This window comes from Solimonas soli DSM 21787 (genome assembly GCF_000474945.1).
Classification (GTDB): domain Bacteria; phylum Pseudomonadota; class Gammaproteobacteria; order Nevskiales; family Nevskiaceae; genus Solimonas; species Solimonas soli.
The window spans coordinates 209922-226880 of record NZ_KI440837.1 but is presented as its reverse complement, the minus strand read 5'-3'; the positions used below and the strand labels follow the sequence as shown (position 1 = coordinate 226880).

Below are 16959 nucleotides of genomic sequence, written 5' to 3'. Positions count from 1 at the left end.
TCAGCTCACTGGCAGCAGCACGTAGGTCGCGATCACGTCCACCGGCTTCAGCGACTTGACCTGATATTCGCCGCGCGCACGGGCTGCATCACGGACCCGACGGTGGTCGGCCAGCAGGGCTTCCGCCCGCTGATCGGCCAGAGACTCCAACTGCGTGGTTTGCGTGGCAAGCACGTTCAAGGCTTCGCTGACGAAGCGGCTGCGAGCCGGGGGCGCAAGTTCGTTCCCGGCCGGCGCGGCAAACCAGTCGCCAATGGGCGGGTTGACCTGCCAACTGGGATTGGTCTTGCCGACCAATGCCACCGGTAATGATTCCTCGACCATCAGGGTTCGGGCCACGCGCCCACGCCCCAGCGTGAGCTGATGGCGGAGCCGGAGCAGCAATACCGTGGTGAACTGCGCGACTGCGGGGCTGATCCATGCGCCTGACCGACCGAGCCTCGCGGGGTCCGGTTCGCCGTTCGTGCGCTCGTCGAGCGTGAACTCAAGTAGATGTTCTGCGAGCACAGCGACGAGCGGATGCGCGCGATGGATGGGGCTGCAGCCCGGTGCAGCAGGCGGTGAGAAATCGATATCGACCCGGTCTTCCAAGCCCTGTGCCGTCAGTCTTTCTCGGAGCGCAGGAGGTAATGCCAACAGCGGCACGCGCAGGATGTCTTTGCCGCTGCGGCGGCGGGGCTCGGCGCCTGCACCGAGCCTAGCAAGGCTGCGCTCGATAAAGCGCTTCACGGACTCGGCGTTGCCGAGCGCCGCACGGGAGCGTTCCCACTCCGGCATCACGTCCTCTGGCTTGAGGCCGCGCTGGGCAAACACCGTGCGGTTGGCTTTGGTCTTCTCGGCGAGATCAGTCCAGATCACGTCCAGCTCTTTGGCCGAAGGTAGGGCTCCGAAATCGAATGCTTGCTGCGGCCCGCGATCTTGCCGGCGCAGGAGTACGGCGGACATGAGCGCCTGCGTCAAGGTGTGATCGTCATCCGGCAACGGCACGGGAACGCCCAACTCCTTTCGGATGGCGTCGGCCTTGCGAATGATCACGTTGAGCACGGCACCGTCGACCGGGTTGTTCTCACCGTAGACCAGCACGGCGCGCACGATGCGAGCTGGCTGACCGAAGCGATCCACGCGGCCTTCTCGTTGTTCATGCCGCGTCGGGTTCCAGGACAGGTCGTAGTGCACGACAGCGTCGTAGTGCTGCTGCAGGTTGACGCCCTCCGACAGGCAGTCTGTGGCAATGAGGAGGCGGTGGTCGTGCTCGCCCAACGCTTCGGCGCGTGCCCGGCGTTCCTCTGAAGGTAGTTCGCCGGTTACGACTTCGACGGTGTGCTTGGGAAAACGCTGGCGCAGATGCGAGCCTAGATAGTGGGCCGTGGCGATGTAGCGACAAAACACCACGGGCGCGAATCCATCTCTGAACATGCCCTCCAGCACACTCGCAAGCTTGGCAAGCTTGGGATCGTCCGCTTCTCCCTCCAAGCGGCGCGCCTGGCGGAGTAGCGTGTCCAAGGCGTTGTCCTGCGCGCCGGGCTCCACGTCGTCGTCCGTCAAAGCGTCTGTGCGTCCGTCGAAGACACGCTCGGCCAGCTCGTCGGCAGCCGTCTCTTCCAGCGACAGCCGCCGGGTGCTCAATGCCTGCACCGCAGCCGCCGGGCTGGACGACACACAGCGCATCAGTGCCAGCGTGCCCCAGAACGTGAGACGCTTGCGGCGCTCGTCGCCGCCCGCCTGCTCGGTGATGGCTGCGCAGTAATCGAGCACGTCCTGAAAGAACTGGTCCCATCCGCCGGTCAAGCGGTAGGTCGCCTCGGCGACCTCTCGGCGCGGAAACAGGTTGTCGTCGTTCCAGGCGTTGATATCCGGGCGACGGCGCTGCACATAGTGCGATGCCAGATCGAGGCGGAGCTTGTCGCGTGCCTCGCCCTGCGCTGTGGCCAGCGCCCCGAACCCAGGCTTGAGCAGTGCCAGCAGGCGATAGAACGCCTGCTCGTCGCCACTGTGCGGCGTCGCCGTCAGCAGCACCAGATGGCGCTCATGGTCGGAGGCCAGCTCCTTGAGCAAGGCGTAGCGCAGATGCTTGCCGTCCGTGGCCGCCGAACAGGTGTGCGCCTCGTCCACGATAACCAGCTCGGGACAGGCGCGGGCGAACTCGTCGCGGCGCTTTTGGCTCTTGATGTAGTCAAGACTAACGACGGTGACGGGATACTGCTCGAACAGGCTGGCGCCGACCGGCAGCCCACGCTCCAGCCGCGCTGCGCTGGACGCCGTCACATCGACGGCCTGGAAGTGAAACCGTTCGCTCAATTCCGCGATCCACTGCTCGACGAGGTGCGGTGGACAGAGCACGGTGAAGCGTTGCACCTCGCCGCGATCGAACAGCTCGCGCGCGATGAGAAGTGCCTCGATCGTCTTGCCGATTCCTACGTCATCCGCAATCAACAGCCGGACGGGATCGAGCTTCAGCGCCATCAGCAATGGGACCAACTGATAGCTGCGCGGCTCGATACCGACGTTACCGAAGCTCCTGAAGGGACCGGCTCCGCGCCGCAGCGACAGCGTCAGTGCATCGGCCAGCAAGCTTGCAGATTCGCGATTGCCGATGTCGTCAGGCGATGGGGCATCAAAGCGCGCGGGCTGGACTTCCGGTTCCAGGCCCAGATGCACCCAGGCTGTGTCCGCCTCGGACCCCGAGAGCGGGCGCAGGTGCAGCGCGTCGGACTCGCTGCTGGGCAGGACGACCCAGTCGCGTCCACGGGCGCGGACGATGCTGCCAGGCGAGAATGCCAAATCGTTCATGAGACGAGTTTTTCGAGTTTCTTGAGTGCTGCGGGCCAGGACGTCTGATCATCGGAGAAGCGCACGAACGTGTAGCCCTTGTCTTCCCACTCCGACTGAAGGCTGCGTGCGGTGTCTGGCAAAGCGATGGCAACGTAGTGGTCGGGCCAGTGCAGCAGGACGCTACCGGCATGCTCGAACCGCTTGGTTTGGGGCAGGTGCGGCGACTGGGCGGCGACGTTCTGTCGCCACGTCGCCTCCCATCCCTTGGGCTCGGTGGTGTCGGGCGGCAGTTCGGCCGCCTGCGCCGTCGCATCCGCTGAGAGGTCAGTGGTCGAGCACGCCAGGCGCCACAGAATGCGCCGCGCGTGTTCGTCGCGGCGATCAAGCAGCTCGTGGTCGGGCTGGTTGTAGTAGGACAGGACGCAGCGGTAGCAGCCCGCAACACACTGCGTGCCTGCGACATCGACCAGGGCTTCGGGGGCCGTCTCGTGCAGTTTGGCCGGGTCCGGAATATCGAGGTGCAGAATGCGAAGTGCGGCGACAGCGATGCGAGAGAGCGCGTCAGCCTCCGAAACCAGACGCGACAGAACGCCAGCGCCGCCCTCTGTCGTCTCGTAGAGCAGAACACCCTTGCGCTCGGCGCGGGTCGGCAGCGGTTCGGCGAGGATTTCGCTCTCCTCCAGCTGGAATACGGTCTCGATGCCTCGTTTGAGCGCGTATTGCACCGTCGCTAGGGTCGTGTCAGTCCACTCGCCGGATGGCTGGAGCAATAGCGCGTTCTTCTGATCCTCGACGTAGGGGACAATCCGCTGCGGCGGCACGTTATCGGGATTTGGATCGGCCGCGCCATTGCCGTTTTCGCTTTCGTCCTTCTGCCAGTAGCCGGTCTTGGGGCTGACGTTGAAACCGAAGACCGTCTTGTCCTTGCGTCGGCGTAGGCCCTTGTTGATTCGCGTGATCGTGGCGCCGGCGCTGTAACGGAGCTGAACGATATCTCCTTCGCTGTCTCTCGCTGTCAGGACGCGCGCGTCCGTGACGCCGTTGCGCCGTGCCCACTGAAAAGTGGTCTGCAGTTCGAACGCCTGCCGCTGACGTTCTTCGTCGTTGGCTGTGATGCGCTCTGTGGGTTCCGTGTCCACGGCATCCACGCGGTAGAGTTCGCGCACGACTTCGGCGGTGTCCAAGTCGGCGCGACAGGCATGGCAACGCTCCTCCTGGGGGGTGAAGTGCGCTGCACCGCAGGCACGGCAAACTCGGGCACTGGTTGTCGGCAGTCGTTGCAGGTTGGCCTGACCTTCCTGAGTGCCAACAGCGATGCGCACGCGCACGACACGGAATGCGCGACCCTCGTGATACACGAGGCTGCGTGGGCCGAACTCCGCAATGCCGAGGAATCGGGGACGCTGCAAGAAGGTCTGGTTGCGCGAGCCATCACCGCTGCCCGGCACGTAGGCCATTAGCGGCAGGCGCGGGAAGTTGTAGCCCGGCAGGAAGCCCTCGGTCGCCAGATAGCGGTAGGTATAGAAGTCGCTGGAGAGTGTTTCCTTGCCGTGCAAGAGTAGCTCAATCTGTTCGATGGCTTGCCGATGCCGGCGCTTGGCGGCGTCCTTCTCCTTGGGATCGCGGATCGTGAAGTCGTTGATCGTGGCCTGGGCCTGATCCCGCTGGCGAACTGCGGCGGCGAAGAGATTGCGCCAGCGATCGAAGGCCCGTTCGAAAGACGCGATTGCGCTGCCGAGAATCCGCGCGGCAAATGCCTCGGGACCGTCGTACCAAGGTGCATCGCGCGGCGTCAGAATTTCGCTCAGTCTCTGCAGGATGGGGATCGCCTGAGCCTTTGCATGCACGGAAACGCTGGCTTGGCTGAACGCCTCGATCACTTCCCGGCGGACCGGAAGACCCGGCTGTTCGGGTTGAACGACCTCGGCGATCGCTTTGCCCAGTGCCGTGCCACTGGCGGCCAGCCAGATCGCATGAAGGTGACTCTCAAGGAGTTGCCGATTCGCCAGTTCGATGAGTGGTGCGCGCACCTCACCGTGAACCATCTGGCGGGGCTCACGGAAGAAGAACTGGTCGTGTGGGCTGCGTGCCGCGCAGTAGGTAACCACAAGGGCCGCCTGACCGCTGCGTCCGGCACGTCCCGCTCGCTGCGCATAATTGGCGGGCGTTGGCGGCACATTTCTCAGGTAGACAGCGTTGAGCGCCGAGATGTCGACGCCGAGTTCCATCGTGGGTGAGCAATAGAGCACTGGCAGGAAGCGCGTGCTCTCGCCCATGCTGCGCGCGGTTTCCCCGAGCTTGCCATCCAGCGCCTCGCGATCTTTGTCGCTCTGGCGGAAGCGGGCCTCGCGGATTTCACGAATGCTGGCATCGACCTGCGCCGTATGCTCGCGACCCTCGAATCGGAAAATCGCTGCGCCGCCACCCTGCAAGGTCTGGGCTAGTGTGCGATACAGCTCCGTGAAGAACGCGTTGGCCCTGCCGCGTTCCAGAATCCCGTCGCCAGTCGTCAGGAGCACCGCGTTGCTGCGCAGTCGCCAGCCGGCCCGCGCGAATGGTGTCGCCTCATCACGCCGCACAAAGCCCTTGGCAGCTTGGAGCATCCATTCCAGAAGTTCGCGGTATGCATCCCTCCCAAGGGGTTTGTCAGCGCCCCATAGCGACGCCCTGCGCAGCTCCTTGCCAAGCGGACTCTGCAGGCCTGCACGCAGAATCAGATCCTCATCGCGCCCCTGTCGCTGGCCACCGCCAGGCGGGTCCAAGAACAGCCAACGGGCAGAGCGCAATTGCTCGTCGCGACCGAAGGCCCACGGCAGACGCAGAAACTTGCGACTTTCGTCCGCGAGCTTGCGCAGCTCCTGGTCGTCCAAGGCTGCAGCGTCTACGGCAAGCCCCCGGCGCAGGTAGTCGAAAAGCTCGTTAAACGCGCGTCGACGAGTCTCGTGTGACGCGCCTTTCAGGACCGAAGGCGCGTTCTTGAAGCGGTCGTCGCTCGCAACGAACGTATCGAGGTCGCGATAGGACACCCGCAGCATGACCAACTGCTCAAGATTCGGATTCGTGTATCGCCAACCACGCCGCTGATCGAACCAGGCGCGATATGCGAGAACCTGCCGAAGGATGTTCTTCGCGTCCTGCAAATCGCGACCCGAAAGCGCCGGGTCCTGCAGCCATTCGGCGAGGTGTGTCGTCGCGGGATCAGCGCTGGCAGGGATAGGTTGATCGAAACCCAGCGCGCCCACCATCTGCTCGCCCAGATCGGCATCCGTGATGCCTTCCTTCTTTGCATTGATCGCGCCGAAGAAGGCCGACCGAATGAGGCTCACGAAGATGAAGTCGTTGAAGTGGCCGGCCTGAAGCGCCGCATCCTGCCGGTTATCCGTGAAGCCGAGCAGCTTACGGGTGTGCCGGGTGAATCCGGCACTTTGTTTGTGCATCCACTCCAGGATGGACGTGGTGAGGACTGTCGTCGCGGAGCTGCGGCCCTCAGCCGACAGCGAAGCCAGCCGGTTGATGTCCTTGCCTTGCACGCTGTGGGCAGCCCTGCACCGCAGGCAGAAACGGAACTTCCCGGGCAGGAAATACGACGGCACTCCGCTGCCCACCTTGCCGTCGGCAGCAACGTCGAGTGGCACGGCTCTGAGCTTGCGGTAGGTTGGCCGCAGACGTGGGGTATTGGCAGGACCGATCTCCAGCCAGGTCTCCGGGTAATCCTCGATTTCGCCCGTGAACGTAAAGTCCGCATCGCCGGGACTGGCCAGCAGAAAGCCGGTCTTTTCGCCCTCGCTATCCTCGTCGGCTTCGTCTTCGTCCTTGACTGCGGCGACATCATCAATGTCGCGCGGGAGCACGAAAGACGTGTTGTTTTCGGTGCGGACCCGAACGCAGTAGTAGTCCTGGCCGCAGTCTCGGCAGAAGTAGGTGGGATACAGACGCTTGGTGTTTTCCGAGCCCGGCAGATATTGCTGGCCTTCCAGCTGAACTGTGCGCGATCCGGGCGCCTCCAAGGTCACGTAGGCTGTCGAGGCTCCCGATATGAACTGGTGGAGCTTGAACGCAAAGAAGGGCTTGGTGCCGCCCCTCGCTGCTGATGTGCGAGACGACTCGGGCAATGCGGCTGCGAGCAGGAACGCCTGCAATGCAGAGAGGCACTGAGCGAGATTGAGATGCGAAGCTTCGCTCAGCGTGTCGGCGGCTTCTTCGAGGGTTAGCGGTTTCGCGCGAACGGGCTTTCCGTCGCTGAAATCGAGGCCGAGAGTCGTTTCGACCCAGACCGCCAGCGGATGGTCCCGAAGTTCTTTGTCCGAGAGCTTGTCGAAACCACCGGCGTTGATCGTAGCGGGCAATTTGGCTCGCACGCTCTCCGCCGTTTGCTGCGGGTCCGTGGCGCGTTCAAGCGTTTCTGTGACCACATCGGAGGGCTGAATCGTTGAATCAAAAAGCTTCGCGGCAACACCGGCGACGACTTTGTTCTTTTCCTCCTGCGTGCCCTGGCTCGCCATCGTGGCCGACGTGCCGATGCATTGCAGGTGATCAGCCCTCAGGCGCTGCCGCACTCGGCGCACGAGCAATGCCACGTCCGCACCTTGGCGGCCGCGATAGGTATGCAGCTCGTCGAGCACGAGAAAATTCAGCCCGGCGCAATGGTCGATTACGTCGCGGTCAAGCTCGTCCTGTCGGGTGAGCAGCAGTTCGAGCATCATGAAATTGGTCAGCAGGATATCCGGCGGGTTCCTGCGGATGCGTTCGCGGACCTCGTCACTTTCCTGGCCTGTGTATCTGGCGAAAGTGATCGCCGGGGTGTCACCGGGCAGGAACTTCTGCAACTCTTCTAGTTGACTGTTCGCCAGCGCGTTCATCGGGTAGATCACGATGGCGCGCGTTTTGGGCGTGGGGTCCTTTTCCTTCGCGCGCAGGATCGCGTCTACGATTGGGATGAAGAAACAGAGCGACTTGCCCGATCCGGTTCCGGTCGTCACGACGAAGCTGCGTCCTGCTCGGGCAAGCGCTACCGCCTCGGACTGGTGCCGGTGCAAGCGCATCGGCTGTCCGTCGGCCCGGAAGATTGCCTCGGTGCCTGGGTGAAGATCGCCGGTCGCGATGTGCTCGGGGATCGATTTCCCCGGCTTGAAGCGGGGATTGATCTGAATCAGAGGCTCGGGCCAGTAGCGCCCGGAACCGAAGGCTGAGTCGACCTGGGTCCGAATATCTTCGGCACGAATGTGCGTGAACGACCGGGCGAACGCGCTGTAGCCGCCGATCAGATCGCTTCTCAGAGAAAATACGTTCACTGAGCTTCCTCCACCGTCTTGCCGGCATTCTTCTTCGCATCGATAGCCACGATGACGCGTCCTTTCCGGTCGCGCAGGATGTAGTCAGCTTTGACCCTGCCATAGAGGGTGCACTCGAAACCCTCGAAACTGCTGTCAAGAACGTTCCAGCCCTGATCGTTGAGCTGGGCAGCGATCTGGACGCGCGGAAGGTCCTCGTTCGTTCTTGGCATTTGGCGGTCCCCCCCGGGGCCGCTTTCCGTCATTCTGATTACCTGACCGCAACCGTCAAATGCCCCATCGCTCTGCGCGCCGGCTTGACCTTGATCTCGATGTCATACCCGAGACGGTTCAGGCAGTCCATCAGCTTGCGCTCGGAGAGGTGGGTGAAGTCTCCGCGCAGCATTGCCGAAACCTTCGGCTGGGCGATGCCCATACGGCGACCGGCTTCCTCCTGCGTCAAGCCGAGCCTGCGCACAGCACGGGTGATTTCGATCACCAGGCCGGACTTGATTTTGAGTTTCTCGGCGTCGGGCAGCCCCAGATCGGCAAAGACGTTGCCGGAGCCGGTTTCGACCTCGATGCCTTCAACGGTGCGGGTACGCTTGCTCATTTCTTCATCTCCTTGGCCATCGCCTCGGCCACCTTCAACCGTACGCGAATGATCTCGATGTCCTCCTTGGGAGTTGCGATGCCGCTCTTGCTCTTCTTCTGGAAGCAGTGCAGGACGAACACCGCTTCCGCGAATCTGACCGTGTAGACCGCGCGGTACGTGCCACCGGCATCGTCCTCGACGATCTCCAGGACACCGCTGCCGCCGAAGCCTTTGAGCGCCTTCGCGGCATCGTGCCGATCGCCGCGCTGGGCGAAGTCGAGGGCGTGGCCGAAGAATTTGCGGACGCCGATCGGCAGCGCCATCAAGTCCCTCTTGCTGCCGCCAATCCAAACGAGGGGCCTTTCGCGGTCAGTCATGCTGCGGACTATACCAGAACAAGTATAGATCCGACGACGCCTGCTAGCAGTCCTGCGCACATGCAGACGCCCCAAACAGGCTCGGTTTTCGAGCCTGCCGCCGCATAATCTGGTCAGCCTGAACCGATGCCGCGGCCGGCAGCCCGAAGGAATCGCATAGTGACCAGAATCCGACAATCCATCCAAACCTGCGGAGCCTGCGGCAAGGTCGAGGAATACGGCTGCTTGCTCAGCGTCAGCGACTTCAGCGGGCTGGGTCCCGATCTCGATTGGCGTCCCCCGCCGGGATCGAGTGCATACATGCACCTCTGGCTCCAGCTGTGCCCGGATTGCGGCTACGTGGCAGAGGACATCACCCAGACACCCGAGGACATCGGCGTGTATCGCTCCGAGCCGTACCTGTCAGCGCTGCACCGCGCCGACTTCCCGGAACTGGCGCGGCGCTTTCTGGCGCACGCGCAGATCCACACCCGGGCCTCCAATCCCTATGCGGCGGGCGTCGCGTATCTGTACGCCGCCTGGGTCTGCGACGACGAAGGATTGGCGATGGCGGCCGCCTTGAGTCGCAGATGGGCCGCCGAATGGCTCCTCCAGTGCAAGCCCTTCGCCGACACCGGGCCGGGATGGATTAACGGTGCCATCCTCGTCGATGTGTTGCGGCGCAGTGGCCAGTTCGAGGTCGCGGCGGCCGAGTGCGCTGGACTGCTGAAGCGCCCGGTCATCCCGAAAGATTTCGCATCCGTGCTGCAGTTCCAGGCGCGCCTGATCGCTGAGCGGGACGCTGCCGTGCATCGGCAATCCGACTATCTGCCACTGGCATCATGAGCCATCAGCGAGGGCCGGTGCATCACGCGTCGGCGGCGGCGAGGTAGTCCATGAAGCCGTATCGCAGCGCCAGCGCATCATGAAAGGCGTTGTGCCGCCGGTAGTCCTCCGTGAAGAAGGTTTCCATCGCGCGCTCGATGCTGAGCATGCCTTCGAGCAGGAGTACGTCGGTGTCGGGCGGCAGCGCCTCGACGAGTAGGAACGCGTCACCGGCCCAGTCGACAGCAATCGCCGGCGGCTTGCCGGTGGCCCTTCGGCGATCCGAAAGGAATGCCCGGAGCTGTTTGCGCAGTTCGGCCGGCGAGCGGAAACGGGTGGTCGGTGACACGGCTTCCAGATGCGGCAAGACTTTCTCGATCACGAAGCTCGTGCAGCGGCTGCGCAGCTTCTTGTCGAGCGGCCGAACGGCGTACAGGCCGGACGGCGAAATCGATGATTCGAGGCAGGTGATGCCCAGCGACAGCAGCTCGCTCTGCTGCGCCCAAGCGAAGACGCTCTCGGTCGGCAGCGGCAGGCGCGAGAACTCGGTGTCGGCGAACAGGACGTCGAATTCCTGTGCGATGCCAGGATGAGGCAACAGGAATGGCTTGCGGCGATCCATGGCGTGCTGGACGGTCACAGTTTCTCCGCTTCATTGTCCTTGCCGTGCTTTTTCAGGCGGCGCAGCTGCCGTAACGCTTCGCGCCCAGCGTCTCGCATTTCCTCGCACCAAGGCGGATCGCACTCGCCTGCGAGCGCCCTGTTGAGCTGCTCCTGTCGGCTATTGAAGGTCTCGACGGCATAGTCGAGCCGACTCTGAAAGCCCTCGGATGGTGGAATTTTCTTGCTCATCGACTTCACTCCCTCGCGATCCGCGGCCCCAGTTTCGCATGTGATCTTCGCGCCGGATGGGAGCGCCGCGTTTTCAATGCGTTACCGCGATGCATGACCGGGGTCATACGTGTGACACCACGCGCGTCATACCGAAAAGCGCTTTCAAGTCATCGACTTGGACGCGCCTGTACGGCACGACACCCGTGCGTCAGGTGTGAAGGGCGGTAGACCGGCGCAGCCGGGGGCGTTCTTTGCTCGACGCATGGCCAGTCTGCCGCGAGGTTTTCTGTTTCGAGGGAACGGCCCTACGCCATTTCCGAACATCCGCAAGGTTCGAAAACGGTTGCTGCCTCCGACTGGTCTCGTTCATCAGCTATGACCGGCGCTGCTCGCGCCCAGCATGACCGCCGTGCCCGTGTAGACGATCTGTGAGACCTGCCATTTCGATCCTTGTTGCTCATAGGTGCTCGCGCTGAGCCGCGTGTCCAGGATCGCCTTCGCGCCCAGCCGCTTGGCTTGCTGGAGCATATTGCGCAGCGCTTCCTTCTCGGCCAACTCGAACTGCTGCTTGGTGCTCGCCTGCGTCTCGGACATACCACGGACAAGACCGATCACGCGCTCAACGGTCGCGCCCGGAACGCTGGCGCCGGTCACAACGGTGATCTCGGTTTGCAGCTCTTGCGTGAGCGCATCGATCGCCACGCTCTTGGTTGTGGCTCCGATCGTCGACTCTCGATACGACCTGATCATGGCGAAGATCAATACGACGAGGAACGCGATGCCTAGACCAATGCCAACGACGACCCCGATAGGTGCTGAGCTCATTGGACTATTTCCTTCTGACGGTAACGTGGAGAGCCGCTTGCTGGATCGTCATCGCGTCGTTGTTTCCTGCGCGCATTGGGTTTGCGGGCCTCGTCGGCGGCAACGCCCGATCATGACCATTGGCCAATATCGATTGTATGTGATGTTAACACCGTGGAGTTATAGGCCAATGTGACAAAAATGGGGAAGATGCGTACCCCGCATCATTCCCTCGCTCTCGTCGGACAGCAGATTCGCGCGCTGCGCGAGGCAGCCGGTTTGTCGCAGGAGGACTTCGCCGGTCGGATCGACGTGGACCGCTCGTACTACAGCCACATCGAGCGAGGCCGGTACAACATCACCCTGGAGATGCTGTTTCGGATCGCTCAGGGCCTCGGTTGCGAGCCGGCAGAGCTGCTTCCGTTGCGGCGACAGATCGGTCAACTTCCGCCGCCGCCGAAGTCGAAGGGGAGACGGACGCCAAGGAAGTAGCTTGGCGCATGCAGTCGGCCAGGCGTTCACGCCGTGCCTTCCTTGACCAGCTTGTCGAAGGCCTCGCGTGTATTCTGGCGCGCCTTCTCGAACAAGTCAGGTTTCACTGCCCCAACGAACTGCCGCAAGTACATCACTGATTCGAGTACTGTGATGAGCATCACCCGGTTGTAGTCCGGGTGCTTCGGCACGCGCTGCCGCAGCTCCGAGATCAGCATGTGCACGTCCGGTATCAGCTCGTGCAGCCTCACACTGTCGGCTGCAGATGCTTCCTCTCCCTTGACGATCAACTCGCGCACTGCCTCCGAGAAGTTGCAGCCAGTGCGCATGCAGTACGCTTCCACAATCTCGCGGACTGACCCGGTCGGGTCGCGGACGCTAATGTCCGCGGATCTGCGCCGTGGTCGCCTGGAAGTGGTTTGCTCGTTCATCATCAGTGGTTCTCCATGAGCAGCCCGAGTCGGTCGTCGCGCGCGAGGCCGACGTTGGGTGCCTGGGCGCCGAATGCGCAGTCCTGCGCGTAGGCGAATTCGCGCTCCAACTCGGCGATGCGGGCCTCGGCCTCGATCACGCGGCGTTCCAGCGCCTTGCGTGCCGCCAGTGCCAAATCAAGCGCGAGCCACAGCCTCGATCGCGAGCGGGCCATCATGAAGTCCTAAGCTGACACGGCACCTGCTCGATCAGGTCTTGCTCGAACAACGCGGGCAGCTCGCGGATCAGGCGCAATGTCGCTGCCTCGATCGCCGCCTGCCGCGTGATGTACGTCCGATCGGTGTCGAAGGTGCCGGCGCTGTCGACAGCCAGCCGATACGTCCAGCCGGTGCGATGGCGATGCGTGCGGATCTCGATCCCATGCGACTTAAGCTCGCGTGCGTGATCTTTGTTCATGGCCGTTCTCTGTGGTCCTGGTCGCAAGCGCGGCAGACCGCCGCCGCGCTTGTGATCGGGAACCGATCGCCACGCCGTCGAGCACGGGTCAATCGCCGCCCGAAGGGGCGCGCGCAGCGCGACTCGTCGGCCGCGCAGTGGGCGTCGAGCGGACCGGTTGACGCGCGCGCAGCAAGTGGCACCTAAGCGACCCGCGGAGCGTCCGAGCATGGATACGGTGTCGGCGCAGCCGGCACGGTGGCCCAGGCTTTGCCGAAGGACGAGGCCGCAGGCCTGGTCCTGCGGTGCTTTTGGGCCGGCGCGTCGGAAGAAGGCGAATCGCGCAACGGCGCGGGCCGCGTGACTGCGGTTGTCCACAGTTCCGCGCAGTCTAGAAGCTTTGTCTTTATCTCAAAGAATCTATGCAGGGGGACGGGACGGCGCTTGGTGCCGGGGTACGGGCCTAACCCCCGCGTGTCGTGCCGGGCTCGCGTGTCTGACCCCAGCACGTCCTGCCGGGGTCCGTCGGCTATCCACAAGCGCCGCGTGAGCGAGTTCACGGCACCTCCCTGCGCGGCTCTTGCACGACGAGGACGTTGATGGATCCGATATTGATCGTCGTCCGAGCTTGGCCGTTGGCGAGCTGCTCGATGGCGGCGGCGACGACGCGCTTGAGTTGGTCCCTCCATTCCGTGCTGGAGAATGGCCATTCGGCCGCGCCCGCGGGCCGCCCGTCAGCGGTGACGATGGATAGCCGCTCTATGAGCTGGTAGGTCGTAGGCTTTCCACACGCCGCGGCGGAAGACACCAAGCCCTCCCGCTCGAGCCGGCGGATGGCCTCTCGAGCGCTTCGTTCGCTCATTCCGGTGTTGTCCGCGATGCTGCGGACCGATACGGCAGCTTTGCCAGTTTTTAGGTTGGCTTCCGCCTTGATCGCCAAGTAAGCAGCGATGCCGTATGGCCCGAGACGGGCCATCGCTCCTGTGCGAATTAGCGCGCGCAGCACCGGGAACCACGCAGCGTCGGCTTTGAACAGTTCACCCTGGACGGGCGGATTCACCTGGCTCGACCGTGGGCGCAACGTTGGCGGTCTCGGCAAGCGGTCCAGGATGTCGCTGATTGAGCGAGGGTCGGTCATTGCCGACTACACCGTGTCAGCAGCAGTTCGGCGCGATACGGGCTGCAGCGACCGCGCGATCCGCTGCTCCTCTTCGTGCTCCCGTGCCGCAAGCCAGCGATCCACCGTCTGGCGTCGCCAGCGGAGCGGTCGCGTATGGAACGGCGGTGGCAGCGAGTCCGGACAGCGGCTCCGCGACGCCTTCAGCGTCGCGTATGGCAACCCGAGGTAGCGAGCGAGACCGACCAGAGACAACACCGGGCTGTCCGGGCTGTCGACGTCCTTTAGGCTGGCAGTCTGGCTGGTTTGCATGCTTGCGCGACATGTTGCAACTGTCCGCAGCCTACCAGCATTAAAAACAGCAGCTTACGAGCCAAAACGACCATCTCGGCTCCAAAAAGACCGCCTTGGCTTCCAACTCGACCGTCTTGGGCTCGAAATGACCGTCTTGGATAACCAGGATAACGGCAAAATATGGACGAACGGCGCCGATTGGCCGATGAGCGGTTGTTCGGCGACGCAACGCTTGGTGCTGGCACTTCGAAACAAGAGCGCAGCTTATTGATTCTGCGCGCTTATCCAGCATCTTCCGCTCGCGCTACGCAGTGCGGGGCGTGGGTGCCGGCTGTCCTGCCGCTCAGGCTAGTCGGCCGATGGCGCGCCTGGAGGGAATCGAACCCCCAACCCCGGACTTAGAAGGTCCGTGCTCTATCCAGTTGAGCTACAGGCGCAATCTGGAAAGTTTAATCGAGCCGCTTCGCCACGTCTTCTGCACGCAGATGCGTATAGCGCTTGAGCATGCTCAGCGTCTTGTGTCCCGTCATCGTGCTGAGTGCGATCACGTCACCATTGAGCTTCTCAGCAAGACGGCTCGCAGCCTCATGTCGCAAATCGTGCAGCCTGATGTTCTCTAGCTTCAGTCGTTCGCAGATTCTCTTGAACGCTTGCGTGAAGCTACTCGGTTTGACGCCGATGACGGCATCGTTCTCATCGCCGTCATGGCGCGGCAGGGATTTCAGAACCTCCACTGCGCGCCGGGAGAGGGCGACGTTGCGTGGCTCGCCATTCTTCGTCTCCCTGCATCTGGCGACACGGCGATCGAGATCGATGTCGCCCCAGACTAGGTTGCAGATCTCCCCGCGGCGCATGCTCGTCTCGACAGCAAGCTCGATCGCAGGCGCGAGCTTTGGGGACTTCGAGGCACGTGCCTCGCTCAGGATGCGCTCGTATTCGTCACCCTGGGTCCGTCGATCGCGGGGTCGACCTTGAGGCGGAAGCTTGACGTTGCGCAATGGATCGCCGGCGGGCAGCTCCAGCCCCCATTCCCGCATTGCATGCTTGATGACGGTGCCGATCAGCTTCAGCTCGTGCCTCACAGTTTGCGTTGCTATCGGGCGCAAGGTCTTGCCGCGTGGACCGCCGAGCCGAACACGGGCTCTGAGCCGCGATTTCCGGAACTGCACGAGCCGTTCTGGCGAAACTGCGATGAGGTTTAGGCGCGCGATGTCGAAATCCCGCAGGCGGTTGAGCCGGCCTTTCAGGTCGTTCGCCGATTTCTTCGTCGGCGCGACTTCATCGTGGTATCGCTCAAGCAACTGCGCGAGCGTGGTTCGCTCCGCCATCGCCGTACTGCGCCAGGCGCCGCGCTCTATGTCCCGCTCGGTCTCTCTTGCCCAGCGTTCGGCCGTGGCCTTGGTGCGGAACGTGCGCGTCTGCCGAGGCGCACCACGGCGGGTTACAGTAACGTCCCAACGCGCCTCGCCGTTGAGGGACCGCTTGCGGATCGATGCCATTGGACATCCTCAGTGCAGATATCGTGCAGATGAACCTGCCGTCTATCTGAGAAAATCCAATGGTATCAATGGAGAATGGAGAAAAGAACTCTTGCCTTCTAAGCCGTGGGTCGGGGGTTCGACTCCCTCCGGGCGCGCCATCCACGTACTCCCATCATCGCCATGAGCCCCCCAGCGCGCGCCGCGCGCGCGTCGTGGCTGGAACTGCCAGCCAAGCTGCTGTCCGAGGACGGCACCATCCTGCTGCGCGAACCGCGCCACGCCAATGTCAGCGAGCTGATGCGGCGCCTGCGCGCGGGCGCCTACGACAAGCCCTTCGTCGTCGACAACGGCGTGACGCGACGCCTGCACTTCAGCCTGGACTTCGTGCAGAGCGAGATGACCATCGCTGATCCGGACGCGCTGAAGTTCGTCTATACGCGGCAGATGATGGCCTTCCTGCTGTTCGTGACGCGGCCGCGGCACATCGCCATCGTCGGCCTCGGCGGCGGCTCGCTGAGCAAGTTCTGCCATCGCCGGCTGCCCGGCGCACGGATCACCACCGTCGAGATCGACGGCGACGTGCTGGCCTTCGCGAAGCTGTTCGAGCTGCCGCACGAGAACGAGCGTTTCCGCATCGTGCACGCCGACGCCGCCGACTATTTCGCGACCACCGAGGACCTTGCCGACGTGGTGCTGATCGACGGCTGCGACCGCAGCGGCGTGGCGCCCTCGCTGGCGAGCGAAGCGTTCTATCGCGACGTCGCCGCGCGCCTGCGGCCGCGCGGCCTGCTGGTGATGAATCTCATCGGCCCGGAGCAGTCGGTGGAAGCACACTTGCGGCTGGCCGCGCAGTTCTTTGCCGGGCGCCTGATGCTGCATCGGCTCAAGCGCGGCGGCAATCGCCTGCTGTTCGCCTTCAAGGATCCCCGCTTCGTGCCCGACTGGATCGCGCTCGACGAACGCGCCCGCGCGCTCGAGGCGCGCCACGGCCTCGACTTTCCGGCGTTCGCGCGCCAGCTGCGCGGCAGCCGGCAGATCCAGCTCGGCTGAGCGGTGTGACGCGGCGCGGCCGGCGGGCATCGTCCGCCGCCGCTCACCCGGCCGCTCTTTTCGCCGCCGCCGCGCCGCAAGCTGCCGTATGCCATGCGTTGTCATGGTGATGGGCCGGTAGGCGATGATGTCCAGCCCAGCGCGCGCGGTTCGCGCCCTTTCTTCGAAGTGGCATGTACTGCCGGCGCTGCGCGCCGCGGTG

Annotated in this window: 16 protein-coding genes and 1 tRNA gene; 3 read left to right on the top strand and 14 right to left on the bottom strand. The window is 63.6% G+C overall.

What is annotated here, in order from left to right:
• From K344_RS0115700 to K344_RS0115680, 5 genes are read right to left on the bottom strand one after another with little or no spacing between them, the layout of a single operon-like run.
• A complete protein-coding gene (locus K344_RS0115700; RefSeq protein ID WP_028081465.1) occupies nt 1-2790 on the bottom strand; it encodes a DUF8741 domain-containing protein in 2790 nt (929 codons plus the stop codon).
• Complete coding sequence (locus tag K344_RS0115695; protein ID WP_028081464.1) at nt 2787-8063, bottom strand: DEAD/DEAH box helicase; 5277 nt, start codon at nt 8061-8063, stop codon at nt 2787-2789. The genes K344_RS0115700 and K344_RS0115695 overlap by 4 nt, the downstream gene beginning before the upstream one ends.
• Nucleotides 8060-8275 carry a hypothetical protein gene (locus tag K344_RS0115690; RefSeq protein WP_157623010.1) on the bottom strand — a complete coding sequence of 72 codons (216 nt, stop codon included), beginning with the start codon at nt 8273-8275 and terminating at the stop codon, nt 8060-8062. Before K344_RS0115690 ends, K344_RS0115695 begins: the two co-directional genes overlap by 4 nt.
• 38 nt (nt 8276-8313) lie before the next feature.
• Nucleotides 8314-8655, bottom strand: coding sequence for a helix-turn-helix domain-containing protein (locus tag K344_RS0115685; protein WP_028081462.1), 342 nt, complete (start codon nt 8653-8655; stop codon nt 8314-8316).
• Nucleotides 8652-9014 carry a type II toxin-antitoxin system RelE/ParE family toxin gene (locus tag K344_RS0115680; protein WP_028081461.1) on the bottom strand — a complete coding sequence of 121 codons (363 nt, stop codon included), beginning with the start codon at nt 9012-9014 and terminating at the stop codon, nt 8652-8654. The genes K344_RS0115685 and K344_RS0115680 overlap by 4 nt, the downstream gene beginning before the upstream one ends.
• A 159-nt stretch (nt 9015-9173) precedes the next feature.
• On the opposite strand from K344_RS0115680, the gene K344_RS0115675 reads away from it, so the two are divergent.
• Entirely contained in the window at nt 9174-9839 is a 666-nt protein-coding gene (locus K344_RS0115675; RefSeq protein ID WP_157623008.1) for a hypothetical protein, read from the top strand.
• A 22-nt stretch (nt 9840-9861) separates the two neighbouring features.
• On the opposite strand, the gene K344_RS0115670 is transcribed toward K344_RS0115675, so the two are convergent.
• The 3 genes from K344_RS0115670 to K344_RS0115665 all read right to left on the bottom strand — a co-directional run bounded on the left by K344_RS0115670 (nt 9862) and on the right by K344_RS0115665 (nt 11477).
• A complete protein-coding gene (locus tag K344_RS0115670) occupies nt 9862-10458 on the bottom strand; it encodes a hypothetical protein (protein WP_157623006.1) in 597 nt (198 codons plus the stop codon).
• Entirely contained in the window at nt 10455-10670 is a 216-nt protein-coding gene (locus tag K344_RS24185) for a hypothetical protein (RefSeq protein ID WP_157623004.1), read from the bottom strand. Before K344_RS24185 ends, K344_RS0115670 begins: the two co-directional genes overlap by 4 nt.
• Nucleotides 10671-11021: 351 nt before the next feature.
• The gene (locus K344_RS0115665; protein ID WP_028081458.1) at nt 11022-11477 is read right to left on the bottom strand and encodes a heavy metal-binding domain-containing protein; all 456 of its coding nucleotides are present in this window, start codon (nt 11475-11477) and stop codon (nt 11022-11024) included.
• A 189-nt stretch (nt 11478-11666) separates the two neighbouring features.
• Between K344_RS0115665 and K344_RS0115660 the strand changes: the two genes are divergently transcribed.
• On the top strand, nt 11667-11948 hold the full coding sequence (locus tag K344_RS0115660) for a helix-turn-helix domain-containing protein (RefSeq protein WP_028081457.1): 282 nt from the start codon (nt 11667-11669) through the stop codon (nt 11946-11948).
• Between the two features lie 26 nt (nt 11949-11974).
• On the opposite strand, the gene K344_RS22055 is transcribed toward K344_RS0115660, so the two are convergent.
• The 6 genes from K344_RS22055 to K344_RS0115630 form a co-directional block, all read right to left on the bottom strand.
• On the bottom strand, nt 11975-12382 hold the full coding sequence (locus K344_RS22055; RefSeq protein WP_043114702.1) for a hypothetical protein: 408 nt from the start codon (nt 12380-12382) through the stop codon (nt 11975-11977).
• A complete protein-coding gene (locus K344_RS24180; RefSeq protein WP_157623002.1) occupies nt 12382-12597 on the bottom strand; it encodes a hypothetical protein in 216 nt (71 codons plus the stop codon). The genes K344_RS22055 and K344_RS24180 overlap by 1 nt, the downstream gene beginning before the upstream one ends.
• The gene (locus tag K344_RS0115645) at nt 12594-12836 is read right to left on the bottom strand and encodes a hypothetical protein (protein WP_028081455.1); all 243 of its coding nucleotides are present in this window, start codon (nt 12834-12836) and stop codon (nt 12594-12596) included. The genes K344_RS24180 and K344_RS0115645 overlap by 4 nt, the downstream gene beginning before the upstream one ends.
• Before the next feature lie 535 nt (nt 12837-13371).
• Nucleotides 13372-13875: a helix-turn-helix domain-containing protein gene (locus tag K344_RS0115640; RefSeq protein ID WP_169729305.1), complete on the bottom strand. Its 504-nt coding sequence runs from the start codon at nt 13873-13875 to the stop codon at nt 13372-13374.
• A 711-nt stretch (nt 13876-14586) separates the two neighbouring features.
• A tRNA-Arg gene (locus tag K344_RS0115635) sits at nt 14587-14663 on the bottom strand.
• A 12-nt stretch (nt 14664-14675) separates the two neighbouring features.
• Nucleotides 14676-15725, bottom strand: a complete 1050-nt coding sequence (locus tag K344_RS0115630) for a site-specific integrase (protein ID WP_028081453.1) — start codon at nt 15723-15725, stop codon at nt 14676-14678.
• Nucleotides 15726-15887: 162 nt separating this feature from the next.
• Here K344_RS0115630 and K344_RS0115625 point away from each other — a divergent pair, with 162 nt between their 5' ends.
• The gene (locus K344_RS0115625) at nt 15888-16757 is read left to right on the top strand and encodes a fused MFS/spermidine synthase (RefSeq protein ID WP_028081452.1); all 870 of its coding nucleotides are present in this window, start codon (nt 15888-15890) and stop codon (nt 16755-16757) included.
• Nucleotides 16758-16959 lie beyond the last annotated feature (202 nt).

Bases quoted from the DNA above. Each gene is read 5' to 3' on its own strand.
- K344_RS0115625 (WP_028081452.1), top strand. From the start codon at position 15,888: ATGAGCCCCCCAGCGCGCGCCGCGCGCGCGTCGTGGCTGGAACTGCCA.
- K344_RS24185 (WP_157623004.1), bottom strand. From the start codon at position 10,670: ATGAGCAAGAAAATTCCACCATCCGAGGGCTTTCAGAGTCGGCTCGAC.
- K344_RS24180 (WP_157623002.1), bottom strand. From the start codon at position 12,597: ATGATGGCCCGCTCGCGATCGAGGCTGTGGCTCGCGCTTGATTTGGCA.
- K344_RS0115700 (WP_028081465.1), bottom strand. From the start codon at position 2,790: ATGAACGATTTGGCATTCTCGCCTGGCAGCATCGTCCGCGCCCGTGGA.
- K344_RS0115660 (WP_028081457.1), top strand. From the start codon at position 11,667: ATGCGTACCCCGCATCATTCCCTCGCTCTCGTCGGACAGCAGATTCGC.
- K344_RS0115680 (WP_028081461.1), bottom strand. From the start codon at position 9,014: ATGACTGACCGCGAAAGGCCCCTCGTTTGGATTGGCGGCAGCAAGAGG.
- K344_RS0115690 (WP_157623010.1), bottom strand. From the start codon at position 8,275: ATGCCAAGAACGAACGAGGACCTTCCGCGCGTCCAGATCGCTGCCCAG.
- K344_RS0115645 (WP_028081455.1), bottom strand. From the start codon at position 12,836: ATGAACAAAGATCACGCACGCGAGCTTAAGTCGCATGGGATCGAGATC.
- K344_RS0115665 (WP_028081458.1), bottom strand. From the start codon at position 11,477: ATGAGCTCAGCACCTATCGGGGTCGTCGTTGGCATTGGTCTAGGCATC.
- K344_RS22055 (WP_043114702.1), bottom strand. From the start codon at position 12,382: ATGATGAACGAGCAAACCACTTCCAGGCGACCACGGCGCAGATCCGCG.
- K344_RS0115630 (WP_028081453.1), bottom strand. From the start codon at position 15,725: ATGGCATCGATCCGCAAGCGGTCCCTCAACGGCGAGGCGCGTTGGGAC.
- K344_RS0115685 (WP_028081462.1), bottom strand. From the start codon at position 8,655: ATGAGCAAGCGTACCCGCACCGTTGAAGGCATCGAGGTCGAAACCGGC.